This window comes from Sphaerisporangium aureirubrum (assembly GCF_042658925.1).
GTDB lineage: Bacteria > Actinomycetota > Actinomycetes > Streptosporangiales > Streptosporangiaceae > Sphaerisporangium > Sphaerisporangium aureirubrum.
On the sequence record NZ_JBHSRF010000039.1, the window covers coordinates 34,179 to 58,593 of the forward strand.

The 24,415-nt window shown below is 69.0% G+C and carries 20 protein-coding genes; 10 read left to right on the top strand and 10 right to left on the bottom strand.

Features of this window, described 5'->3' with window-relative positions:
* The 3 genes from ACFP1K_RS23860 to ACFP1K_RS23870 form a co-directional block, all read right to left on the bottom strand.
* Positions 1–1,350 carry an MFS transporter gene (locus tag ACFP1K_RS23860; protein WP_380757035.1) on the bottom strand — a complete coding sequence of 450 codons (1,350 nt, stop codon included), beginning with the start codon at positions 1,348–1,350 and terminating at the stop codon, positions 1–3.
* A 129-nt stretch (positions 1,351–1,479) separates the two neighbouring features.
* Complete coding sequence (locus tag ACFP1K_RS23865; protein WP_380757037.1) at positions 1,480–1,938, bottom strand: MaoC family dehydratase; 459 nt, start codon at positions 1,936–1,938, stop codon at positions 1,480–1,482.
* Positions 1,935–2,828, bottom strand: coding sequence for an amidohydrolase family protein (locus ACFP1K_RS23870; protein ID WP_380757039.1), 894 nt, complete (start codon positions 2,826–2,828; stop codon positions 1,935–1,937). Before ACFP1K_RS23870 ends, ACFP1K_RS23865 begins: the two co-directional genes overlap by 4 nt.
* A 158-nt stretch (positions 2,829–2,986) precedes the next feature.
* Here ACFP1K_RS23870 and ACFP1K_RS23875 point away from each other — a divergent pair, with 158 nt between their 5' ends.
* On the top strand, positions 2,987–3,820 hold the full coding sequence (locus ACFP1K_RS23875; protein WP_380757041.1) for a PaaX family transcriptional regulator: 834 nt from the start codon (positions 2,987–2,989) through the stop codon (positions 3,818–3,820).
* 79 nt (positions 3,821–3,899) lie between these two features.
* On the opposite strand, the gene ACFP1K_RS23880 is transcribed toward ACFP1K_RS23875, so the two are convergent.
* On the bottom strand, positions 3,900–5,246 hold the full coding sequence (locus tag ACFP1K_RS23880; protein WP_380757043.1) for an extracellular catalytic domain type 1 short-chain-length polyhydroxyalkanoate depolymerase: 1,347 nt from the start codon (positions 5,244–5,246) through the stop codon (positions 3,900–3,902).
* A 256-nt stretch (positions 5,247–5,502) separates the two neighbouring features.
* Here ACFP1K_RS23880 and ACFP1K_RS23885 point away from each other — a divergent pair, with 256 nt between their 5' ends.
* Positions 5,503–5,970 (top strand): MarR family winged helix-turn-helix transcriptional regulator, encoded by a 468-nt coding sequence (locus ACFP1K_RS23885; protein ID WP_380757044.1) that lies wholly within the window; start codon positions 5,503–5,505, stop codon positions 5,968–5,970.
* A gap of 59 nt (positions 5,971–6,029) precedes the next feature.
* On the opposite strand, the gene ACFP1K_RS23890 is transcribed toward ACFP1K_RS23885, so the two are convergent.
* From ACFP1K_RS23890 to ACFP1K_RS23900, 3 genes are all read right to left on the bottom strand, one after another.
* The gene (locus ACFP1K_RS23890) at positions 6,030–6,962 is read right to left on the bottom strand and encodes an extracellular catalytic domain type 1 short-chain-length polyhydroxyalkanoate depolymerase (RefSeq protein ID WP_380757046.1); all 933 of its coding nucleotides are present in this window, start codon (positions 6,960–6,962) and stop codon (positions 6,030–6,032) included.
* A 125-nt stretch (positions 6,963–7,087) separates the two neighbouring features.
* A complete protein-coding gene (locus ACFP1K_RS23895; RefSeq protein WP_380757048.1) occupies positions 7,088–7,921 on the bottom strand; it encodes an SAM-dependent methyltransferase in 834 nt (277 codons plus the stop codon).
* 360 nt (positions 7,922–8,281) lie between these two features.
* Positions 8,282–9,589, bottom strand: a complete 1,308-nt coding sequence (locus tag ACFP1K_RS23900) for a hypothetical protein (protein ID WP_380757051.1) — start codon at positions 9,587–9,589, stop codon at positions 8,282–8,284.
* Between the two features lie 934 nt (positions 9,590–10,523).
* On the opposite strand from ACFP1K_RS23900, the gene ACFP1K_RS23905 reads away from it, so the two are divergent.
* The 5 genes from ACFP1K_RS23905 to ACFP1K_RS23925 all read left to right on the top strand — a co-directional run bounded on the left by ACFP1K_RS23905 (position 10,524) and on the right by ACFP1K_RS23925 (position 18,475).
* Complete coding sequence (locus ACFP1K_RS23905; RefSeq protein ID WP_380757053.1) at positions 10,524–13,043, top strand: non-reducing end alpha-L-arabinofuranosidase family hydrolase; 2,520 nt, start codon at positions 10,524–10,526, stop codon at positions 13,041–13,043.
* 105 nt (positions 13,044–13,148) lie between these two features.
* On the top strand, positions 13,149–15,236 hold the full coding sequence (locus ACFP1K_RS23910) for a family 43 glycosylhydrolase (protein WP_380757055.1): 2,088 nt from the start codon (positions 13,149–13,151) through the stop codon (positions 15,234–15,236).
* Positions 15,237–15,425: 189 nt separating this feature from the next.
* The gene (locus ACFP1K_RS23915; RefSeq protein WP_380757057.1) at positions 15,426–16,196 is read left to right on the top strand and encodes a FadR/GntR family transcriptional regulator; all 771 of its coding nucleotides are present in this window, start codon (positions 15,426–15,428) and stop codon (positions 16,194–16,196) included.
* Between the two features lie 92 nt (positions 16,197–16,288).
* Positions 16,289–17,029, top strand: a complete 741-nt coding sequence (locus ACFP1K_RS23920; protein WP_380757059.1) for a FadR/GntR family transcriptional regulator — start codon at positions 16,289–16,291, stop codon at positions 17,027–17,029.
* 90 nt (positions 17,030–17,119) lie between these two features.
* Positions 17,120–18,475 (top strand): FAD-binding oxidoreductase, encoded by a 1,356-nt coding sequence (locus tag ACFP1K_RS23925; RefSeq protein WP_380757061.1) that lies wholly within the window; start codon positions 17,120–17,122, stop codon positions 18,473–18,475.
* A gap of 44 nt (positions 18,476–18,519) precedes the next feature.
* On the opposite strand, the gene pdxR is transcribed toward ACFP1K_RS23925, so the two are convergent.
* The 3 genes from pdxR to ACFP1K_RS23940 form a co-directional block, all read right to left on the bottom strand.
* Positions 18,520–19,944 (bottom strand): MocR-like pyridoxine biosynthesis transcription factor PdxR, encoded by a 1,425-nt coding sequence (gene pdxR / locus ACFP1K_RS23930; RefSeq protein WP_380757063.1) that lies wholly within the window; start codon positions 19,942–19,944, stop codon positions 18,520–18,522.
* Positions 19,945–20,048: 104 nt separating this feature from the next.
* A complete protein-coding gene (locus ACFP1K_RS23935) occupies positions 20,049–21,488 on the bottom strand; it encodes a dihydrolipoyl dehydrogenase family protein (RefSeq protein WP_380757065.1) in 1,440 nt (479 codons plus the stop codon).
* 1 nt (position 21,489) lies between these two features.
* Entirely contained in the window at positions 21,490–22,050 is a 561-nt protein-coding gene (locus ACFP1K_RS23940) for a hypothetical protein (protein ID WP_380757067.1), read from the bottom strand.
* A 121-nt stretch (positions 22,051–22,171) separates the two neighbouring features.
* Here ACFP1K_RS23940 and ACFP1K_RS23945 point away from each other — a divergent pair, with 121 nt between their 5' ends.
* The 3 genes from ACFP1K_RS23945 to ACFP1K_RS23955 all read left to right on the top strand — a co-directional run bounded on the left by ACFP1K_RS23945 (position 22,172) and on the right by ACFP1K_RS23955 (position 24,292).
* Entirely contained in the window at positions 22,172–22,774 is a 603-nt protein-coding gene (locus ACFP1K_RS23945; RefSeq protein ID WP_380757069.1) for a TetR/AcrR family transcriptional regulator, read from the top strand.
* 118 nt (positions 22,775–22,892) lie between these two features.
* Positions 22,893–23,783 carry an LLM class flavin-dependent oxidoreductase gene (locus ACFP1K_RS23950; RefSeq protein WP_380757071.1) on the top strand — a complete coding sequence of 297 codons (891 nt, stop codon included), beginning with the start codon at positions 22,893–22,895 and terminating at the stop codon, positions 23,781–23,783.
* Complete coding sequence (locus ACFP1K_RS23955; RefSeq protein WP_380757074.1) at positions 23,780–24,292, top strand: nucleoside deaminase; 513 nt, start codon at positions 23,780–23,782, stop codon at positions 24,290–24,292. The genes ACFP1K_RS23950 and ACFP1K_RS23955 overlap by 4 nt, the downstream gene beginning before the upstream one ends.
* Positions 24,293–24,415 lie beyond the last annotated feature (123 nt).

Here is a 24,415-nt window from a genome sequence, read left to right on the forward strand (position 1 = left end):
TCAGACCGAGGACGGCTTCGTCGTGCCCGCCGCGTCGCCGGGGACCGGCACGGCCGGGAGGACCGAGGTCAGGTCGCGGCGGCTGGTCTCGCGGAGGGCAAGCATGCAGACCACGGTCAGCAGGCAGCACGCGGCGATGATCACCGAGATCGTGGTGGTCCCGCCGCCGCCCGACGCGTCGAGCTGGGCGAACAGCAGCGGGGCCAGACCGGCGCCGAGCCCGGCGAGCTGGTACCCGAGCGAGGCTCCCGTGTAGCGGCTCCCGGTGGCGAAGAGTTCGGTGTACAGCGCCGCGAGCGGGCCGTACATCAGTGGGTGGAGGACCGACTGGCCCAGCACGAGCGCGACGGCGAGCATGGCCGTGCTGCCGGTGTCCACCATCGGGAAGAGGACGAAGCCGTACACGGCCATGAGCAGTGCGCCGGTCAGCACGACCGGCCGGCGGCCGACCCGGTCCGACAGGGCCGACCAGCCGATGATGCCGAGGACGGCGAGCGCGGAGGAGAGCGTGAGGCAGTTCAGCACGGTCTGCCGGGTGAAGCCGGTCCGCACGCTGTAGGCGATGAGGTAGGTGGTGAGGGTGCCCTGGGCCACGAAGGCGGACAGGCCGACACCCACCCCGAGCAACAACACCCTCGGATGGTCGCGCAGCACGTCGAGCAGCGGCGCCCGGGAGGTGCGCTCCCTGGCCTCCTCGAAGACCGGGGTCTCCTCGACCCGCAGCCGGACGAACAGGCCGATCGCCAGCAGGACGACGCTGAGCAGGAACGGGATCCGCCAGCCCCAGCTGAGGAACGCCGTGTCGGAGAGGGCGGCGGCCGTGACGGTGAGCGCCCCCGTGGAAAGGACCATGCCGAAGGGGGCTCCGGCGTTGGTGAAGCTCGCCCACAGGCCGCGCCTGCTGGTGGCGTGCTCGGCGGACATCAGCACGGCGCCGCCCCATTCGCCGCCGACGGCGATGCCCTGCAGGATCCGGAGCGTCACGAGCGCGACGGGGGCGAGGACCCCGATCTGCTCGTAGGTGGGGAGCAGGCCGATGAGCACGCTGGCGACGCCCATCAGGATCATGGTCAGGACCAGCATGCGCTTGCGGCCCAGCCGGTCACCGAAGTGGCCGAAGATCACCCCGCCCAGTGGCCGGGCCAGATAGCCCGTGGCGAACGTGCCGAAGCTGGCGACCGTGGCGGTGAGCGGGTCGAGCGCGGAGAAGAAGACCTTGCTGAAGACCACCGCGGAGGCCGTGGCGTACAGCAGGAAGTCGTAGTACTCGACGACGCTGCCCACAAAGCTGGACGCCACCGCTCGTCGGAGTTGGATCCGGTTGGGGGGTGTGCTTGACAGGTTCGGCATGACCGAGCTCCTTGTCTGGGAAGCGAGCCGAGCATCGCTTACTGGCCCCGGAGATTAGGCATCTTTTTGACGTTCGTCAATACTCTGCCGAATATGGGCTGAGCAAGGATCACGCCTGGCCGTGGACGCTCACATGTAGTGCCGGTAGACGGTGCGGGCGACGCAGGCGGGTTTGGCGGAGCCGTCGATCTCGACGGTGAAGTCGAGCAGCATCTGGACGCCGTCGCCGGCCACGTCCTCCACCGCCACGACGACGGCGGCGAGACGGATCTTGCTACCCACCTTGACGGGGCTGGGGAAGCGGACCTTCTCCAGGCCGTAGTTGATGCTCATCTTCACCCCCTGGACGTCGAGGAGCTCGGTGAAGAGCGGGATGACCAGGGACAGGGTCAGGTATCCGTGCGCGATCGGCCCGCCGAACGGCCCTTCCTTCGCCCGCACCGGATCGACGTGGATCCACTGGCGGTCGCCGGTCGCGTCGGCGAAGGCGTCGATCCGGGCCTGGGTGATCTCCAGCCACCCGCTGTGGCCGAGATCCGTCCCGGCGAGCGCCTTGATCTCGCCTGGACCGTGCACCGTCGTCGTCATGACCGTGTCGTCCTTTCCTCCGCACCCAGCCCGAGCAGGCGTACGGCGTTGTCCTTGAGGATCCGGGGACGGACTTCGGGCTTGATCTCCAGCTTGTCGAAGTCCGACAGCCAGCGGTCCGGAGTGATCACCGGGTAGTCGGAACCGAAGAGCACCTTGTCCTTCAGCAGCGTGTTCGCGTACCGCACGAGCTGCGGCGGGAAGTACTTCGGCGACCACCCCGACAGGTCGATGTAGACGTACGGCTTGTGCGTGGCGACCGCCAGCGCCTCGTCCTGCCAGGGGAACGACGGATGGGCCAGAATGATCCGCAGCTCGGGGAAGTCCACGGCGACGTCGTCGACCAGCATCGGGTTGGAATACTTCAACCGGATCCCGCCCCCACCCGGAACACCGGCGCCGATGCCGGTCTGGCCGGTGTGGAACAGCGCCGGCACGCCCAGTTCCTCGATGGCCTCGTACAGGGGGTAGGCCGCCCGGTCGCCGGGTGACATGCCCTGGAGGCTCGGATGGAACTTGAAGCCGCGCACGCCGTACTTCTCGACGAGCCGGCGCGCCTCGCGGACGCCCGCCCGGCCCTTCCACGGGTCCACGCTGCCGAAGGGGATGAGCACGTCCGCATGCTCGGCGCAGTGTTCGGCGATCTCCTCGTTGGAGATGCGCGGGTGTCCCGTGGCGTGCTCCGCGTCGACGGTGAACACCACCGCCGCCATCTTCCGTTCGCGGTAGTAGGCGGCCATCTCGGGGATGGCCGGCCTCGGGTGCTCCTTGAAGTACTTCTCGGAGGCGCCGAACAGCTCCGGGCTCAGCGAGGTGTGCCCGTCGGCGGATACCTCGGCGTGGGTGTGCATGTCGACCGCGACCAGCTCGCCGACGTTCATGGTCGCCATTTCGGCTCTCCGGGACCTTCGGTGCGGGCGCACCGCGTACCTCGGGGGCGGGCCATGGACATCACCTCTCGGGAGCGGACGGCACCGATGCCGAATGTATGGCGAAAATATGACGATCGTCAAAGATACACACAACTTTGTAACCGTACCCTTTTGCTGTGACACTCGCCGTCGACGACGACCAGACGGCGCCATCCGTGCGCCCGCAGTCCCTCATGTTCAGCTTCCTCGGCCTCTACGTGCTGGGTCGCGACGTGGCCGTCTACTCCGGAAGCGTCATCGACGTATTCGCCCGGCTCGGCGTCTCCGAGGAGGCAGTGCGCTCGACCCTCGCCCGCATGGTGAAGCGGAACCTGCTGGCACGGCACCGGCGGGGGCGGAGGGTGTACTTCGGGCTCACCCCGCACGCCGCGGAGATCCTCGCGGACGGGCGACGGCGGGTGTGGGAGACCGGCGCGGTGAACCGGGGCTGGGACGGCACGTGGACGCTCGTCGGGTTCTCGCTGCCGGACAGCCGGCGCAGCACGCGGCACGACCTGCGCTCCCGGCTCGTCTGGGGAGGGTTCGGCCTGCTGCAGAGCGGGCTGTGGATCGCGCCCGGGGAGAGGGACGTCACCGGCATCCTCGCCTCGCTGGAACTGGGCGACCACGTCACCGTGCTGACCGCCAGGGCGTTCAAGCCGACCGAGGCCGCCGACCTGGTGAGCAAGGCGTTCGACATCGAGCAGATCGCCCGGCGCTACCGCGCGTTCCTCGCGCAGTGGGACGTACCTCGGCCGCTTTCCTCCGCACCCGACGACCTCGCACGGCAACTGCTGCTGCACACCGACTGGCTGCAACTCGTCCGCCAGGATCCCCACCTGCCGACCGAGCACCTGCCCGGCGACTGGCCGGCGATCCGGGCCGAGCAGGTCTTCCACACGCTCGCCCATGAGTACTACCCGCGTGCCCGGAGGCTGGCGGACGTCGTCCTGCGCGAACTCGCTCTCTGAAACCTTTTTCGCCTCCCCCTGGGTGGTGCGAGCCCGGAGGTGGGCTCGCACCACTGCCGTGTGGTTCACGGGGCTACGTCTAGGTGCAGGTCGCGCCGTTGAGGGTGAAGCGGGTAGGCGGATTGTTGGTGCCGCTGTAGGTGCCCTGGAAGCCGAAGCTCGTCTGGGCGCCGGGGGCGATGGTGCCGTTGTAGGACACGTTGCGCGCGGTGACCTGCGTGCCGGACTGGGTGATGCCGGCGTTCCAGGCGCTGGTGACCTGCTGGTTGCCGGGCCAGGTCCAGGTGACGGTCCAGCCGTTGACCGTGGTGGCGCCGGTGTTGGTGATGGTGACGTTGGCGGTGAAGCCGTTGTTCCAGGTGTTGGGCACGTAGGTCGCGCGGCACATACCGCCGGAGGTCGGCGTGATGGTCGGCGTCACGGTGGGGGTCACGGTCGGCGTGACGGTCGGGGTCACCGTCGGCGTGACGGTCGGGGTGACGGTTGGGGTGATGGTGGGGGTGGGGTTAGTGGTGAGGCCGAAGAACTGCACGGCGTTGGCGGCCATGCCGCTTGAGGGGAGGGAGTGGCCGGCGCCTTGGATGCTGTAGGCCTCGACGCGTACGGTGCCGGTGGTGTCGGCGTAGCGGCGGCGGTTCCAGTTGGTTTGGGGGGTGTCGGTGGAGGTCGGGGTCTGGCTCAGGCCGTGGACGTTGGTCCATTGCTTGATTTCCTCCTCCAGTTCGGAGTAGGCGACCACGTTGTCGTTGGTGCCGTGCCACAGCTGCATCCGCGGCCAGGGTCCGCGGAAGCTGGGGTTGGCGTTGCGTGCCCGGTCGCCCCACTGCTGTGCGCTGATGTTGACGCACGGCGCGGGGTTGCCTCCGGGAGAGTAGGCCGCCTCGTTGGGGAAGCAGGTGAACGGTACGCCCATGAACGCGGCGCCTGCCTTGAACACCTCCGGGTACAGCGCGAGCATGGCGTTGGTCATCATGGCGCCCGAGGAGCTGCCGGTCGCGAACACCCGGTTGGGGTCGCCGCCGCGCTGCTGCTGGACCCAGGTGATCATGGACATCAGCGACACCGGGTCGGTCTGGCCGCCGCGCACCTTCGACGCCTCGGACCAGTTGTCGAAGCAGTTGCCCTTCTTCGACGCCGATGGGTAGATGACGATGAAGCCGTATCGGTCGGCTTGTGAGGCGAATTCGCTGGAGGAGTAGAAGCCGGGCCCGGAGCCGCCGCAGGGGTGCATGGCCAGCACGATGGCGGGGTTGGTGGGTCTGTTGTCGGGCACGTAGATGTGCATGCGCAGGTTGCCGGGGTTGGCACCGAAGCCGGTGACCTCGGTCAGCGTGGCCGCGGCGGCGGGGTGTGTGAACACCAGGGCCGCGACAGCGGACAGCAGCACGGCGCAGGCGCCGCCCAGCATTGCGATGACTCGCTTCATCCGCTCTCCTTTGTTGAGGTCGGAATGTTTCTCTGCTTGGTGCACGGGGCCGCGGCGCCGCCGATTCACGAGGCCTTACAAGCAGCCGGTATAGATGTGGCCTCGCCTGGCGGTCAAGGCTCCCCCGTACGGGGCCACACCGTTCCACACCCGGAAACAACCTCTATACGCTGCATATCAAGCTACTTGTTATCAAGTAGCTTGATATAGGGGTCGCGAAACTTTCAGCCCGAGGACCACGCGTTATCGTCTCCTGGTGACCCCTCGCCGTGCCCCTCGCGCCGACCAGCCGACCGTGCCCACACCGCGACTGAGCTACCTGGTGTACCGCCTGGAGCGTCGGATCCGCGCCCGTCTGGACGAGGCGCTGGCCCGGGACGGCGTCACCACCACGGAGTACATGGCACTCAGCGAGCTGCGCATGCGCGACGGAGTCTCGTCGGCAGAGCTGGCCCGCATCGCCTTCGTCACCCCGCAGGCGATGAACCTCGTCGTCCGCGACCTGGAACAACGCGGACTGATCCGCCGCGACCCGCATCCGGACGGCGGACGGGTGCTGCGCGCCCATCTCACCCGCAAAGGGCTGTCCGCGCTTCGGCGATGCGACCGCCTGCTCGACGGCATCGAGGACGTCATGCTCGCGGAGATCGATGACACGATGCGCAAGACGTTGGTGGAACATCTCACCATGTGCGCACGAGCCCTGCGTCCCGACACGCCTTGAAACTTTCCGGGCGTGACGACGTCGTAGCCGGCCAGGCCGCGCCCCGACGGCGTCCGCGCCTACGGCGTCCGGGCGTGGTTCAGGCCGAAGAAGCGGATGGCGTGAGCGGCCATCCCCGGTAGCGGCAGATTGTGATCGGCTTCGGCGACGGTGTACGCCTCGACCTGCCCGGAGCCGTAGACCCTGCGGGTCCAGCCGGGCTGCGGAGAGGTGGTGGAGACGGGTGTCTGGCTCAGTCCCAACACGTTCGTCCACTGCTCGACCTGCTCCTGCAGCATCGTGTAGGGCAGCACGGAGTCGACGGTGCCGTGCCAGCTCATCACACGTGGCCGGGGGCCCGTGTAGGCCGGGTAGGCGTCACGTACCAGGTCACCCCACTCCTGGGGCGTCTTGCCGCCCCATCCGCCGCCGGGCCCGAGGGTGCCGTGGGGAAGACCCGAGAACGGCGCGCCGGCCCTGAAGACGTCCGGGTACGTGGCGAGCAGGGTGTTGGTCTCCATCGCTCCGGAGGAGAAGCCGGTGGCGAACACCCGCCGCCGGTCGCCGTTGTGGCGTCGTACCACGTAGTTCACCATGGAGACGATCGACACCGGGTCACTGCCTCGGCCGCGGTGAAGGGCCTCGTCCGACCACACGTCGAAACAGTTCGACAGGCCGTTGGCGCTCTTGTTCCCCTGCGGGTAGATGACGATGAAGCCGTAGCGGTCGGCCAGCGAGGCGAACTCCGTGTCCTGGTGGAAGCTGGGAGCCCAGCCGTTGCAGCCGTGCATCGCCACCAGGATGCCCGGGTGGCGTGACACGTTCTTAGGTACGTAAAGATACATCTGGATATCGCCGGGGTTGGGGCCGAAATCAGTAACCTGTTTCAGTGCCGCCGCCGTCGCCGGCACAGGGCCCACGACCATGGACCCCGTCGTTACAACAGCTGTGACCATGGCTAAGACCACGGTCGTGACGTTGATGCCGCCGAGTCGATTGGTTTGCCGCTTCATTTTCCCTCGATTGTCATCTCTGAAGCAACCTTTCCGTTTTTACTGCTGTGATCGCTAACATTTCCGCGTGCCTATTTCGTGCGAGGCAGCGGAGCGAGTCGGGGGGACATGACCGGCCGCCCCGTTCAAGGCTTGACGGCGACGCCGCCGTACGCCCAGGCGTGGCCGCCGCCCGGGATCGGTGCCTGGTCGCGGTCCGCGCGCCACTGCACCACTTCGACCACGCCGGGGTCGCTCATGTGCCAGCCCTCGAAGAACCGCACCACCTCGGCCAGGGTGCGGGGCACCATGGGGGCGGTGCTCTTGTCGTAGGGCTTGGTGAAGTCCTCATTGCTCAGGCTGGGGGCGAAGTCGAGCGTGATGTGCGACAGCAGCAGCCGGCTGCCCGAGGGCACGGCGGCCTTGTACTCCTCGACCAGGTCGTGAGGATTCTCCTCGTCGGTGATGAAGTGCATGACCCCCGCCAGGATGAGGGCCACCGGCCGGTCGAAGTCGATGGCCTCCTGAACCTGGGGGTGGGAGAGGATCGTCTTCGGCTGCCGGAGGTCCGCCTCGATCACCGTGGTCATCCCGGCAGGGCTGCCGGTCAGCAGGGCGCGGCCGTGCACCAGGACGATGGGGTCGTTGTCCACATAGGCGACCCGGGCTTCTGGATTGGCCTTCTGCGCGATCTCGTGCGTGTTGCCCTGAGTGGGGATGCCCGTGCCGATGTCGAGGAACTGCGCCATCTTCGCGTCCGCGGCGAGGTGGTGCACGGCCCGGCGGAGGAATGCGCGGTGCGCCAGAACGCCCTCTCGTGTTCCCGGTGACACCTTGACCAACTGCTCGGCCGCCGCACGGTCGGCCGCGAAGTTGTCCTTTCCACCCAACAGATAGTCGTATATGCGCGCCGAGTGCGGGATTTTGGTGTTGATCCGCGCGGCAAGTTCAGCGGCCGTGAACTCCGTTGAATCCGACATGAATGACCCTGCTTTCTTCGTCGAGGATCCAAGGCGGCGTGCGGGCCGGATGAATTTCATCCATACCTCGGCTCCACGGCCCGCCGGCGGGTTCTCAGGGCTACTCACCCGACATGCACACAGCCACGGCGTGCAGCCTCAGTGGGCACCATGGCTGGTCGTGCGGGCCGAGGGGACGTCAGATATGTAACGCTCGGTTCACCTGGTCCCGCGAGGTTCCAGGTGTATGGGCAACAATGAATCCTATCCATCCGGCGCGCCGAGGATGAGACTAAGTGAAAAGGGACTTTGGGCGCCAGTTCACGACGTGACGCTGGCCGGCGGTCGTCACCACAGGACACGCGGCGGAGCCGCCCTGGCTCAGATACCGCTGAGCGGTGGCGGATGGGAAACAATCGTCCGAGGGGGGAGAAGCGTGACGGTGAAGCCGTCCTCGATGTCGGTGTGCGGCAGGTCGACCGTCGTGCCGCCGCCCGACAGGGACACGACGGAGTCCTGAACGGTGACCGGGCCCTGGACCTCCCAGCCGCAGTTGTACGGAATGCGCTGAGCCAGCACCCTGATCTGATCGTCCTGCACGATGCCGCGCGTGGCGTGCAGGCCCCGCAGGGCGACCGTGACGTTCCCGGCCTTCTCCCCGCCGCCGACCAGGATCCGCGCGACCGCGGTCGTCGCGGTGGCGAACGCGTCGTACGAGGCGCCGGGAGTCACGCACACGATCTGGCCGGTCTGTGAGCCGTAGTAGCGGTAGACCCACCATTCGCCCTTGGGGAGATACCGGCCGGCCGTGTCGCGGACGAGCAGGCCGGCGAGGTCGTTGTGCGGGCTCCCTCCGCGAGCCCAGTTGGCTCGCAGGCCGTCGGCGCCGGCTCTCTCCAGGCGCGCGATGTACCAGGCGCCACCACCCGGATTCTGCTCACGGGATATCGCGTACTCGTTGATCTGGTACGGACGCGGGTGCGGGATACCGCGCGCGTCGAGCATGGCGTTCGCCGCGGTCACATCCGCGACCGGGTCACCCGGCAGGGAGTGCCAGCTGACGATGTCGGGGATCACGTCGTCGGCGCGGATGAAGTCCAGATACCGGTTCCAGAACATGTTCGCGGCGGACGGCACGCACGCGTAGCTGGGGCCCACGATCAGGTGCGCCGGGAAGGCGGCCCGGACCCGCCGGTAGGTACGCCGCCACAGCTCGAAGTACTGGGACTGAGGCCGGTTCCAGGACAACGTGATGTTGGGCTCGTTCCAGAGGTCCCATTGCACCGGGGTCCCGGTGGCCCGCACATCGTCGATGAGACGGTTGAGGAAGGTGTCGTAGTCGGTCCAGTCGCCGTCGTCGCCGGGAAACCGCGGGATCTTGTAGCCGTCCGCCCCCCACAGATCGTGGACGAGCAGGATGAATTCACCACCCAGCGCCCTGGTACGCAGCAACTGGGCCCGGGTCGCGTCCCACCGGCGGTCGTATCTGCCCGCGACCCACCCGCCCGGACGGTCGAGCCGCGCCCCTCCGGCGCGCATGTACCGGAATCTCAGGTCCCGGAGGAAGCAGTCCGCGGGTGCGGACGCGTTCTCGGTCATGCCGTAGGTCCATCCGGAGGCGCGGTGGCTGGGCGGGCCGGCAGTGGCGGAGAAGTCGACGGCGATGGTTCCAGAGGTGGTCCTCGGCATGTCTGAGCCCTTGGCAGTTGACTGGATCGGATTGCTCGCGTCGTCGCCGATTTCGGCAGTCGAGTGTGGCGGCCGCGTTCTCCGGCGGGGGATCTCACCGGCGCGGGAGCGTCCACATTGGGCTGTAGCACAAGATGTGATCGCTAACATTGTTAGATCGCCGGGCACTCCTCTCTTCTCTCTGCCTGGAGGTGTGGTGCGGCGGGGCAAGTATCACCGAGGCGAGACCTGTCAGGGGTCGGCCCGCCTCCTCATCAAAGGGGACTCGGCCGAGTAGCCATGTGACGCCTGATGTGTCTGGCACATCCAGATTTGTTGTCGGGGCCGGGTCCTCTCCGCGGATCGGATCCACAGACGTGGTGTCTGTCCATGGGTGCACCGTCCGAGGACGAGATTTCGGCCGAGAGTCAATCTGTGAGCGCTAACAACCTGTCCTCCGTCATTAGGTAATTCGCCGAGCGGGTCGTGATGGTGGTGGAGCGGATCAAATACGAGACGGGAGGGGCCGTCAAGAGTACGACACATCGCGTGTCGGAGAAGAGTGAGGGGCGTGCGCGGCTCATCTGACGTTTCCATGCGTTGCCGCACCTGACCGGTGAGGGCGATGTGATGAAAGTTTCAGGTTCCTGCGCCGCCCCCGTCGTGACGGTCGGAGCGCGAAGCCGTGCCAGGCCGAGACGCGCGCCCGAGGGGGATGTGCGCGGAGAGAGCATCGCGGAGCGCGTCGAAACATTCAGTAGGCCTTGACACATTTCGGGGATGTTTCCACACTGGCTCCTCGGGGCGGTCCCTCCTGCCAGGTGGTGGTACACGGCAGGCCCGCCCTCCGCGACGTCCCAGTGGTGTGTTCCCGGTGACAGGGAGCGGCGTCGATTCCGCGGGGTTTCCCCGCGTGACCTCGCTTTCCGTTGTCCAGTTAATGGAGCACCCAGTCATGGGCACGAACGCCATACCCTCGTCTGGAACCCGGCAGCTCGCCAAAGGCCTCCGGATCATGATCGCCGGCGCCCTGGGCGTGGCCGGCACGGTCGCGGCGCTGACGGTGACGGCTCCCGCCGACGCCGCGGCGAGCACGCTCGGTGCGGCGGCCGCGCAGAGCGGCCGGTACTTCGGCACCGCCATCAGTGCGGGCAGGCTGGGCGACTCGGCGTACACCACCATCGCGAACCGCGAGTTCGGCATGGTGACCGCCGAGAACGAGATGAAGATCGACGCCACCGAGCCGAACCGGGGGCAGTTCAACTTCACCAACGGGGACCGGGTCTACAACTGGGCCGTGCAGAACGGCAAGCGGGTCCGCGGGCACACGCTGGCCTGGCACTCCCAGCAGCCAGGGTGGATGCAGTCGCTGTCGGGCAGCTCGCTGCGCCAGGCGATGATCGACCACATCAACGGCGTGATGAACCACTACAAGGGCAAGATCTACGCCTGGGACGTGGTCAACGAGGCCTTCGCCGACGGCAACGGCGGCGGCCGCCGCAGCTCCAACCTGCAGTCGACAGGCAACGACTGGATCGAGGTGGCGTTCCGCACCGCGCGTGCCGCCGACCCCGCCGCCAAGCTCTGCTACAACGACTACAACATCGACAACTGGACCTGGGCCAAGACGCAGGGCGTCTACACCATGGTCCGCGACTTCAAGCAGCGCGGTGTCCCGATCGACTGCGTGGGCCTGCAGGCGCACTTCAACAGCGGAAGCCCCTACAACAGCAACTTCCGCACCACGATCTCCAGCTTCGCCGCCCTCGGCGTCGACGTCCAGATCACCGAGCTGGACATCCAGGGCGCCTCGGCCTCCACCTACGCCGCGGTGACCAACGACTGCCTGGCCGTCCCCCGCTGCAACGGCATCACCGTCTGGGGCGTCCGCGACCAGGACTCCTGGCGCTCTGGCGACACCCCGCTGCTGTTCAGCGGCAGCAACAAGAAACCGGCCTACGACGCCGTACTGAACGCACTCAACGCCGCGACTCCCAACCCGACGCCGACTCCCACACCGACTCCCACACCGACTCCCACACCGACCGTCACGCCGACGACGCCCGGTGGCGGTTCCGGGCAGATCAGGGGGGTGGGATCCGGCCGGTGCGTGGACGTCCCCAACTCCAGCACCACCGACGGCACCCAGGTGGCCCTGTGGGACTGCCACGGCAACAGCAACCAGCAGTGGACCTACACCTCCGCGGGTGAGTTCCGGGTCTACGGCAACAAGTGCCTGGACGCCGCCGGCACCGCCAGTGGCGTCAAGGTGCAGATCTACGGCTGCTGGGGCGGCGACAACCAGAAATGGCGCGTCAACTCCGACGGCACCATCACCGGCGTACAGTCCGGACTCTGCCTGGACGCCTCCAACGCCGGCACCGCCAACGGCACCCTGCTCCAGATGTACACCTGCTGGAACGGCGACAACCAGAAATGGACGTGGAGCGGCACCCCGGGTTCCCCGACCCCCACTCCGACCCCCACGCCTACTCCCACACCGACTTCCGGCGGGGGCTCGCTGCCGTCGAGTTTCCGGTGGAGTTCGAGCAACGTGCTGATCTCGCCGAAGCCGGACTCCAGCCACAACATCGCCGGCATCAAGGACCCGACGGTGGTGTACCACAACGGCCGCTACCACGTGTTCGCCAGCACCGCCCAGTCCTCCGGCTACAACCTGGTGTACCTCAACTTCACCGACTGGTCCCAGGCCGCCAACGCGACCCACTACTACCTGGACCGCACCCCCATCGGCGCCGGCTACCGCGCCGCGCCCCAGGTGTTCTACTTCGCTCCCCAGGGCCTGTGGTACCTGATCTACCAGACGGGCAACGCCTCGTACTCCACCAACCCCGACATCGGCAACCCCGACGGGTGGAGCGCGCCGCGTGACTTCTACTCCGCGATGCCCGACATCATCCGGCAGAACATCGGCAACGGCTACTGGGTCGACATGTGGGTCATCTGCGACTCCGCCAACTGCTACCTGTTCTCCTCCGACGACAACGGTCACCTGTACCGCTCCCAGACCACCTTGGCCAGTTTCCCCAACGGCATGACCAACACCGTCATCGCCCTGCAGGACTCCAACCGCAACAACCTGTTCGAAGCCGCCAACGTCTACAAGGTCCAAGGACAGAACCAGTACCTGCTCATCGTCGAGGCCATCGGATCGGACGGCCGGCGCTGGTTCCGGTCCTGGACCTCCGGCGGCATCAACGGCTCCTGGACTCCGCTGGCCGCGAGCGAGAGCAACCCCTTCGCCCGGGCGAACAACGTGACCTTCAACGGCACCGCCTGGACCCGGGACATCAGCCACGGCGAGATGGTCCGCACCATGACCGACCAGACCCTCACCATCAGCCCGTGCCGGATGCAGTACCTCTACCAAGGCATGGACCCGAACGCGGGCGGCGACTACAACAGCCTGCCCTGGCGACTCGGCTTGCTGACCCAGACCGACTCCACTTGCTGATCTCCCTTCACCGCTGAGCGGGGCCTCCGGTGCGGCACGACCCGCCGCACCGGAGGCTCGCCCGCGACGGCCAGGGGCTGTGTGAACCAAATCTGAAGGAGGACCATGATTGCGACCGGTGAGCTCTCACGGGCCGTTCCGCGGCGGCGAAGTCTGTGGCGGCGCATCGCCACCGTCGTCGTCGCGGCGGTGCTGGCCGGCACGACCTCGGCGGTGAATCCCACGACGGCGTCGGCGGCGACCGTCGACACCACCGCCTGGTACGTGCTGGTCAACCGCAACAGCGGCAAGGCGCTGGACGTGTCCGGCTTCTCCACCAGCGACGGCGGCTCGCTCGTGCAGTGGTCGCGTACGAACGCGAACAACCAGCAGTGGCAGTTCGTCGATTCCGGCGGTGGCTACTACCGGCTGAAGTCCCGGCATTCGGGCAAGGTGCTGGACGTCTACAACTTCTCCACCGCCAACGGCGCCGCCGTCGTGCAGTGGGCCGACGGCAACGGCACCAACCAGCAGTTCCGCCTGGCCGACTCCTCCGGCGGGTACGTGCGGTTGATCAACCGCAACAGCAACAAGGCCGTCGAAGTGCAGAGCGCCTCCACCGCCGACGGGGGTGCCATCGTGCAGTACGACGACTGGGGCGGCAACAACCAGCAGTGGCAGCTGGTCCAGGTCGGCAGCGGCGGCGGGGGAGGCAGCACGTACAACAACCCCGTGGTCTGGCAGGACTTCCCCGACGTGGACATCATCCGGGTCGACGACGCGTACTACATGTCGTCCTCGACCTTCCACTACTCGCCGGGCGCGCCCATCCTGCGTTCCTACGACCTGGTGAACTGGGAGTTCGCCGGTCACTCGGTGCCCTCGCTGGACTTCGGCAACAAGTACAGCCTGAACGGTGACCGCGCCTACGTCGACGGCATCTGGGCGTCGGCTTTCGGCCACCGCAAGAGCAACAACCAGTTCTACTGGCTCGGCTGTATCGACTTCGCCCGGACTTACGTCTACTCCGCCTCGGCCGTCGAGGGCCCCTGGCAGCAGCGCTCGGTGATCAACAACTGCTACTACGACGCCGGCCTGCTGGTGGACGACAACGACACCATGTACGTCGCCTACGGCAACTCGAACATCAGCGTCGCCCAGCTGTCGGCCGACGGCACCAGCCAGGTCCGGGCGCAGCAGGTGTTCAGCACCCCGTCCAGCGTCGGGACCCTGGAAGGGGCCCGTTTCTACAAGCGCAACGGCGCCTACTACATCTGGCTCACCCGTCCCGCCAACGGGCAGTACGTGCTGAAGTCCACCAACGGACCGTTCGGCCCGTACGAGATGCGCCAGGTGCTGCTCAACATGCCGAGCCCCATCTCCGGCGGCGGCGTGCCGCACCAGGGCGGGCTCGTGCAGACGCAGAACGGCGACTGGTACTACATGGCCTTCGTGGACGCCTATCCCGGCGGCCGGGTGCCCGCCATGGCCCCGATCACCTGGACCTCCGACGGCTGGCCGGTCGTGACCACCGTCAACGGCGGCTGGGGCGCGACCTACCCCCGCCCGAACCTGCCCGCCCCGCCGCGTCAGGTCAAGCCGCTGACGGGCACCGACACCTTCTCCGGCACGGCGCTCGGGCCGCAGTGGGAGTGGAACCACAACCCCGACACCACGCGGTACCAGGTGAACAACGGCCTGCGCCTGCAGACCGCTACGGTGACCAACGACCTCTACAACGCCCGCAACACCCTCACCCACCGCACCCAGGGACCGTCCTCCACGGCCACCATCGAGCTGGACTACTCCACGATGCGCGACGGTGACCGCAGCGGCCTGGCCATCCTGCGCGACTCCTCGGCCTGGATCGGCGTCAGGCGCGACAACGGCGCCACCCGCGTGGTGATGACCAACGGCCTGACCATGAACAGCAGCTGGAACACCACCGGCACCGGGACCGAGGTCGCGTCCGCCGCCGTCTCCGGCGGCCGGATCTGGCTGCGCGCCAACGCCGACATCCGCCCCGGAACCGGCAGGCAGGCCCGATTCTCCTACAGCACCGACGGCGTGAACTTCACCTCGTTCGGCTCCGCCTTGACCCTGGGCAACGCCTGGCAGTTCTTCCCCGGCCACCGTTTCGGCATCTTCAACTACGCCACCCAGGCCCTCGGCGGCGCCGTCACCGTACGCCGCTTCGACCTGACGACCCCGTAACCCAATCCCAGTGGGGTGCACCGTTGTGGCGGTGCACCCCACTGTCAGGGCCCCTCCTGAGTCGCCTGGCCCCCGACGAGGACCGCCGTCCGTGCGCGCGACAACGTGAGTCGTATGACGTATCACGTCCATACGGGTGACGTATACTGTCGCGACGGCGCCGTCCTCGGCGGGACACCGGAGGGGGAGATGACGGCATCCCAGGAAACGCCCCGCAGCGTTCCGGCACCGCCGGCATGGGTGCGGCGTCCCGCCAGCCTCGCCAAGGCGGTGACAGCGGAGCTGGTGGAGCGCGTCGTCCGCGGGGTCTATCCACCGGGCACCCCGCTACCCCCCGAGCCCGCGCTGTGCGAGGCCTTCTCGGTGAGCAGGACCGTCGTCCGCGAAGCCGTGAAAATCCTCCAGGAGAAGGGGCTCGTGCAGGTCCGCCAGGGCGCGGGCACCATGGTGACTCCGCTCACCATGTGGGACATGCTCGACGAACTCGTCCTCGCGGCGACCATCGCCGAAGACGAGAGCCTCGCGATCCTCGACGACCTCGTCGTCACGCGGCGGCTGCTGGAGTCCGACATGGCGAGCGTCGCCGCTCGCGTAGCGGACGAGGACACCATCGAACGGCTGCGGACACTCGTCGCCCGGATGGACGAACTCGTGGACGACCCCGTCACCTACGCCGACGTCGACCGGGCCTTCCACGACACCATCATGCAAACCTCCGGCAACCGCATCGCGCGGGGCGTGGTGCGTTCGCTGGAGAACCAGGTCATCAACACCGCCCGGTACATGGGCAAGACCGAACGAGCCCTGTGCGTGGCGTCGAACCTCGGCCATCGCCGCATCTACGAGCGCATCGCCGCCCACGACCCCGGCGGCGCCGCCGGCGCGATGTTCACACACATCACCGAGGCCTGGCTCGTCCGCCGCGACGGCACCCGCGACCCCGTGCGCCTGCGACGCTAGCATCCTAGGCATCGGAGATTGGGTCGAGCCCATCCCGCTCCCAATACCCGGTGCCCATGAACTTGAGTAGCGAATCGCAAGGAGGAGGCGCTGTGGCGGGCACCTCGCACGAGGGTGGCTATCGGCCGGGCTATGAAGTGGCGGCCGAGCGGGTGCTCGAGTTGATCGCCCAGTCGCGCCTGCGTCCGGGGGACCGCATGCCGACGGAGAACGAGCTGGCCCGGCAGCTGGGAACGAGCCGCACCGTGGTGCGTGAGGCGGTGAAGATTCTCTCCGCGCTCGGCCGGGTGCGGGCCCACAAGGGCCGGGGTCTGTACGTCGCCGACGACGAGGGGATGCTGGGCACCGGACGCTGGGCGTCGTTCTTCCTGCCCACCGACCTGGACCACGTCTACATGCTGTTCGAGTTCCGGCGGACGCAGGAGATGGAGACCAGCCGGCTGGCCGCCCGTCGCGCCACCCCGGTGGAGCTCCGCGTCATCGAGAAGGCGGCCGACACGTGCCGCCACGGCTTCGACACCGGACGCGAGGACTTGTTCAACGAAGGCGACGATGCCTTCCACACCGCCGTCGCCGCCGCCTCGCACAACATGTTCCTTCAGATCTCGGTCCGAGAGGCCCGCCGGCTGCAGGCCCAGTCCAGCATCATCGGCCTGAGCGGATCGATAGGCGGGCACGCCGCCAAAGCCGTCGAGGAACACCAGGCCATCTACGAGGCCATCCGCGCCGGCGACCCGGAGACCGCGGCCCAGGCCGCCGCCGCCCACATCGACAACACGCTGGACGACTACCGCCGAGGAATCCAGCAACGCCTTTTCTCCCAGACCGACTGAGCGGATCCTCGCCCGCCCCCGAATTGGTCCTCAAACGGCCCGCAGGATCGGACCTCATTGCGGGTACCGATTCCTGTCAGGCTGAGTGGCATGACAACGACGGCGACCCGCTTCGACGGCCGGCTCCTCACCCCCGGCGACATCGGCTACGACACCGCCCGCACCGTCTGGAACGCCATGGTCGACCGGCGTCCACGCATGATCGTCCGCGCGGCGGGTGTCGCCGACGTGGTGGCCGCCGTGCGCCTGGCCAGGGAAACGGACCTGGAGATCGGCGTGCGCTGCGGCGGCCACAACGTCGCCGGCTTCGCCGTGCCCGAGGGGGGTCTCATGATCGACCTGACGCCCATGGGCGGCGTGCGGATCGACCCGGTCCGTCGCCGGGCCCGGGTCCAGGGCGGCGCGCTGCTCGGCTCGCTGGACAGGGCGTCCCAGGCGTACGGCCTGGCCACCACCGCCGGCAACGTATCGCACACCGGCGTCGGCGGGCTCACGCTCGGCGGCGGCATGGGCTGGCTGGCCCGCCAGCACGGCCTGGCCTGCGACAACGTCATCTCCTACACGATGGTCACCGCGGAGGGGGACGTGGTGACCGCCAGCCGCACCGAGAACCCCGACCTGTTCTGGGGCCTGCGCGGCGGTGGCGGCAACTTCGGCATCGTCACCGAGTTCGAGTTCCAGCTGCACCGCACCGGCACTCGGACGCTGGTCGCCGAGTTCGACTTCCGCGCCGAGGACGCCGTCCCGGTCATCGAGGGCTGGCGCGACCTGAACGCCGTCGCGCCCCGGCAGGCGACGTTCACCGCCGGCGTCGGCAGCGGTCCCGCCGGTCCGATCGCCACACTGGGGTACGTGTGGGTCGGCGACCCGGACGAGGGCCGCCGGCTGCTCCCCGCGATGCGGGCGCTCGGGCGTCCCGTCGCGTCGCGCGTCACCGCACCGTCGTACCTCGAACTTCAGCGGCGCGACGACTCCACCGGCGGCCACGCCTACCGCCGCTACTCCAAGGGGCACTACCTGCGGCGATTCCCCACCGCGGCGATCGAGGCGTTCCTGCTGCGCGGCGGCACCGACCTGAGCGCGAGCCCGTACCTGCCGGGCGTAGGCCTCCAGGCGCACGGCGGCGCGATCGCCGACGTCCCGGAGGCGGACGCGGCGTTCAGCCACCGCGGCACGATGTTCGAGTTCGGTGCCGGTTCCCGCTGGACCGACCCGGCGCAGGACGACACCATGATGGGCGCCGCCCGCGCCGCCGGTGCGTCGCTCGAGCCGTACGCGAGCGGGGTGTACGTCAACTCGCTGACGGCCGAGGAGCTGGCCGACGGGCGGCGCGGCGTGGGGCGGGCGTACTCGGCCGCGAAGCTGGCCCGGCTGACCGCGGTGAAGACCGCGTACGACCCGGGCAACGTGTTCCACCTGAACCAGAACATCCGCCCGGCATGCTGACGCGCACGTCCTGGCCGTGCCGCCGGGGGAGCGCCCCTGCGCGATCAGGGGCTCCGTACCTCCCGGATGGCCGTCGCCAGCAGCGCGACCCCCTCGGCGATGGCGCTCTCGCCGAGGATGGCGTAGCCGAAGATGAGGCCGCCCGGTCCGGCGCCGGCGATCCGGTACGGGCCGACGCCGTGGATGCCGAGCCCGTGCCGGGCGGCGGCCGTCACCACCGCCGCCTCGTCGAGATCGGGCGGGAGCCAGGCGACCACATGCTGCCCGGCGGCGACCCCGGCCGGTTCCAGATCGGGCAGGTGAGTGCGCAGCGCGTCCAGCAGCGCGTCGCGGCGGCGGCGGTACACCGGACGCATCCGGCGCAGGTGGCGGTCGAACTCGCCGCGCGCGAGGAAGTCGGCGAACGTCAACTGGTCGATGACCGGCGAACCGCGGTCGGCGAGGACCTTCGCCGCGGCGACGTCGGCGACCAGCCGGGGAGGCACCACCAGCCAGCCGAGCCGCAACCCCGGCGCGAGCGTCTTGCTGGCCGTACCGCAGTAGACGACGTGATCGGGCGCCAGGCCCTGCATGGCGCCCACCGGCGACCGGTCGTAGCGGTACTCCGCGTCGTAATCGTCCTCGACCACGAGCGCGCCGCGGCTCTTCGCCCAGCGGATCACCTCGGCCCTCGCCGCAGCCGACAGCACCCCGCCGGTGGGCCACTGGTGCGACGGCGTGAGCACGACCGCATCGGCGTCGGCCCGGTGGAGCGCGTCGACCTGAACGCCGTCCGGACCCACCGGTATGCCGACCACGTCCAGACCGGCCGCGGCGGCCAGCACCCGGGCGTCGTCGCTGGACGAGGGGTCTTCCAGTGCGATCCGCCTGGCACCGTGCCGGACGAGCACCTGGATCAGCAGCGAGATGCCCTGCCCGTAGCCGTTGCAGATCACCATGTTGCCCGGGACCGACGATGTGCCGCGCACCCGGTTGAGGTAGTCGCACAGGGCCCCGTGCAGTTCCGGCACGCCACGCCCGTCGAGGTAGGCGAACCGGTCGTTGGGCGTGGTGGTGAGCACGGTACGGACCGATCGCAGCCATGCGGCCCGCGGGAACTGCGACACGTCGGTGCGCCCGTACCCGAAGTCGACCCTGAAGCCGGCTCCGCGCACGGCCGCCCGCGCCGTCGAAGCCGCGGCATCCGCGCCGGTCGGCGGCATCGAAGCGGCGACCTGGGTGTAACCACCCGATCGACTGGCAAGATAGCCCTCGGCCACGAGCTGCTGGTAGGCCTCCACGACCACCCCGCGGGAAACCCCGAGGCCGGTCGCGAGGGTCCGCGTAGGCGGCAGCGACGCGCCCACGCGTAGCCGCCCGGCCCGGATGCTCGCCCGGATGGACGCCTCGATCTGCCGGTGCAGTGGCACCCCGGCATCGCGGTCCAGCTCGATGAGCAGGTCCTCGGCAAGCCCTGAATTGGTCCTCAATCGGCCCACATGAGCGGACCATATCGGCGGGTACCGATTCCTGCCAAGGTGACGCCGGGCAGCCCGGCGCCGACGGTGCCTGCGGCCGTGCCGGGACCAGGTGGTCAGCGGCCGTACGCCTCCAGCAGCCGCAGCCACACCTCGCTGACCGTGGGGAACGACGGAACCGCGTGCCATAGCCGGTCCAGCGGAACCTCGCCGACGACCGCGATCGTCGCGGCGTGCAGCAGTTCCGCGACGTCCGGACCCGCGAGCGTGCAGCCGACGATCACTTTCCTGTCCTCGTCGACGACCATGCGGGCGTGCCCCCGGTAGCCGTCGGCGTGCAGGGCGGACCCGGCGACGGCACCCAGGTCGTGGTCGACGACGCGGATCCGTACCCCGGCGGCCGTGGCAGCGGCGGCGGTCAGCCCCACCGACGCGATCTCCGGTTCGGTGAAGACCACCTGGGGCACCGCGCGCTCGTCGGCCGTGGCCACGTGCCGGCCCCATCGGCCGTCCTCGACCGCTTCGCCCTTCGCCCGCGCCACGATGACGTCGCCGACCGCGCGGGCCTGGTACTTGCCCTGATGGGTCAGCAGCGCTCGCCGGTTGACGTCACCGGCGGCGTACAGCCACCCGTCTCCGATCGGCGCCCCGTCCTCCCCGACCACGCGCAGCGTGTCGTCCACCGGGAGCCAGGCACCGGGTGGCAGGCCGACGGCGCCGAGACCGATGTCCTGGGTGTTCGGTGTCCGGCCGATCGCCACCAGCACCTCGTCGGCCTCGACCCGCTCGCCGCCGGTCGTCGTGATGTGCACCGTTCCGCCCTGGTCGCGGTGCACCGAGGCGGCCTCCACCCCGAGCCGTACCGACACACCGGCCTCCCGCAACGCCTCGGTGACCCGCTCCCCGGCGAACGGCTCGGCCCGCGGCAGCACACCGCCACGGGCCAGCATCGTCACCGAGGACCCCAGGGCGGCGAAGGCGGTCGCCATCTCCGACGCCACCACGCCACCACCGATGATCGCGAGCCGGCCGGGGACCGCGCTCGCGGCGGCCGCCTCCCGGCTGGTCCACGGCGCGGCCTCGCGCAGACCGGGAACGTCCGGCAGCAGCGCACTGCTTCCGGTCGCGACGACCACCGCATGCCGGGCCGTCAACGTGACCGGGACGCCGTCGCCGCCGGTCACCTCGACCACCTTCGCGGACACGAACCGGCCCTGACCACGGTGCAGAGCGATCCCGGCCGAATCGAGCCAACCGACCTGACCGTCATCATTCCAATGCGAGGCGAAGGAATCCCGGCGGCCCAGCACCGCGGCCACGTCGAGACCACTGGTCACCGCCTCGCGCGCTCCCGGCACCTGACGCGCCGCCCGCAACGCCGCCGCGCTGCGCAGCAACGCCTTGGTCGGCATACAGGCCCAGTAGGCGCACTCCCCACCGACGAGCTCACGCTCGACGACGGCGGCGCTGAGCCCGCCCCGCACGACCCGGTCGGCGACGTTCTCCCCGGCCGGCCCGGCCCCGAGGACAACGACGTCGTAAGTGTTGCCGTCCATGTCAGTTTCCCTTCGCGGCCCGGCCGAGACGGAAGGCCGAGATGAGGAAGAAGATGCCACCGGGGATGGCATACCCGGCCGCGTTGGTCAGCGTCGGGCTCTCCGCGGCGGCACCGATGATGAACGACGTACCGGCGAGCACGGAGATGCCACCACTGATGATCATCGGCCACTGCCCGCCCATCTTGCGCCGGGTGACACCCACGATCAGCTGGACCACCCCGGCCACGATCGCCCAGGCGCCCCACACCCGCAGCACCGCCGGGATACCGGACGTGCAGGCGATGGCCACCCCGACGGCGGTGATCAGGCTGACCGCGATGTTCACGTACAGCAGGACGGGTGATCCGGTGGCGCGCGACGCGCGGGCGTCCACGACGGCGGCACCCACGTCGAACAGCGGGTAGAGCACGAGCAGAGCGACCGCGAGCGGACCCAGCTTCGAGGCGGTCGTGAACATCACGAGAGCCCAGACGACGGCGAAGGCGAACCGGACGAAGTACAGCCGCCGCAGTGCGGACGCGGTCCCGGAAATACCAGGCGAAGCAGCGATAGCACTCATGATGATCCTTTCGGTGGATGAGCGGCCTTCTCGACTAGACCGAACGTTCTGTCTCGCCACAGCATGGCAAGTTACGGCGCAAACTGTCAAGACCGAACGTTCTATCCACTAGGATGGCCATATGTCCAGCCAATCCGAAGCCCGGCCGTCCGAGGCGCGGTCCCGGCTGCTCAACACGGCCACCCGTCTCTTCTACGCGGAGGGCATCCACGCCGTCGGCATCGATCGCATCGTCGCCGAGGCGCAGGTGACGCGCGCCACCCTCTACCGGCACTTCCCCGGCAAGGAAGACCTCGTCCTCGCCTACCTGAACGAGGTCGACCGCGCCATGCGCAGTCAGGCGAACGAGGCCGTAACCGCCGGCCTACCGCCCGCCGACACCATCCAGGCCCTGAGCAAGTCCATCGCCCAAGGCATCCAGTCCTCCGGCTTCCGCGGATGCGCCTTCCTCAACGCCGCCGCCGAGTACCCCGACCCCGAATCACCGGTACACAAGGCCGTCCTCGCCCACCGCCAATGGTTCCTGGAAACCGTCACGGCCCTACTGGCCAAGATCCAGACCCCCGGCGCCGCCCCCGCCGCCCGCCACTTCGTAATGATGCGCGACGGCGCCATGGCCGCCGGCTGCCTGTTCGACCCGACACTGATCTGCGAGACGTTCCTGCACGGAGTCGAGAGGCTCCTGGAGGTCTATGCCACCACCGCGTACAGCCGTTCCGGCTGACCTGGCAAGGACGCGGCGGCTCACTCCCGCGGCGCGGGGAGGCAGGTCATCGGTTTCTTCATCGCTGCCGGGACCCCGGCAGGTCATGGTGGATAGCCTGGCCGGTGTGCAAATAGGGGTGAACGTACCGAATTTCGGTCCCGGCACCGACCCGGACACGCTGCGGCAGTGGGCGCAGACCGTGGAGGGCCTGGGATTCGACCTGTTGATGGTCTCCGACCACGTCGCGGTGACCCCGGACGTCGCGGAGCAGTACCCGGCTCCGTTCTACGAGCCCTTCACCACCCTGGCGTGGCTGGCCGGGATCACCCGCCGCGTCCGGATCGGCACCACGGTGCTCATCGTCCCGTACCGCCACCCTCTGCTGGTCGCCCGCATGGCCGCCAACCTCGACCGGCTCAGCGGCGGGCGGCTCGTGCTCGGGATGGGGGTGGGCTGGGCGCGCCAGGAGTTCGCCGCCCTGGGGGTGCCCTTCGAACGGCGCGGCGCGCTGACCGACGAGTACCTGCTCGCGATCCGCGCCGCCTGGCAGGACGAGGGCGACTACGGCGCCGGGCACATCCCCTTCTGGATCGGCGGCAACAGCGACGCCGGCCTGCGCCGGGCCGTGCGCCTCGGTGACGCGTGGCATCCTCTGCGCTTCACGCTGCCCTGGCTGCGCGAGGCGGTCGGGCGGCTGGGGAAGATCGCGAGCGAGCAGGGACGTCCGGTGCCGGCCCTGGCACCGCGCATCGCACTGCGCTTCACCGACGAGCCTCTGAACGGGGACGACCGGCTCGCCGGCGAGGGCTCGGCGGACCAGATCCTCGATGACCTGCGAGAACTACAGGCGCTCGGCGCCGGCACCGTCGTGCTCGACCCGTTCGGCGGCGATCCCGAGGAGACCCGCCATCCGCAGCGCGCCTGGCACGCGCTGGCGACCGTGGCGAACCTGTGGAACCTGAACGACGACGGCGACGCCTCAGCGGACGGCGCCACCCGGACGACCACCACGAAGGAGCGTCAGTGACACCCGAGAACCACGCAACGCCCTCCGAGCACGGCACATCGGTGTCCGAGGGCCTGTCGGTGACCGGCGAGGACGTGGCGCTGACGCCTGAGGACGAGGCGTTTCTCCGCCGGGCCATCGGGCTCGCCGCGAAGGCACGCGCCGGCGGCGACCCGCCGTTCGGCTCGCTGCTGGCCGGCCCCGACGGGAACGTCCTGGCCGAGGACCACAACACCTCCCTCACCGACCGGGACATCACCGCTCACCCGGAGCTGAAGCTGGCCCGCTGGGCGGCCCGCGAGCTCGACCCCGCGACCGCGGCCGCCACCACCCTGTACACGAGCTGCCAGCCCTGCGGCATGTGCGCGGGTGCGATCGCGCGCTCGGGCCTGGGCCGTGTCGTGTACGCCCTGTCGAACGAGCAGCTCACCGCCCTCAAGCCGCCCGGCACCGCCTTCACCGACGCTCCCGCGCGCGGCCCCGCCCTGCCGGAGGAGGCCCGCGTCCCCGTGGAGGGCTATTACCGCTGATCGAGGTCACCTCGCGAAGGCGGGGTGCGCTCACCTGCTGGTGAGTGCGCTCCGCCTTGACCTGGATCAGGCGGCGGTGGGCACTAGGCGCGCCTGTCCGGATATGAGGGATTCTTGGCCGGA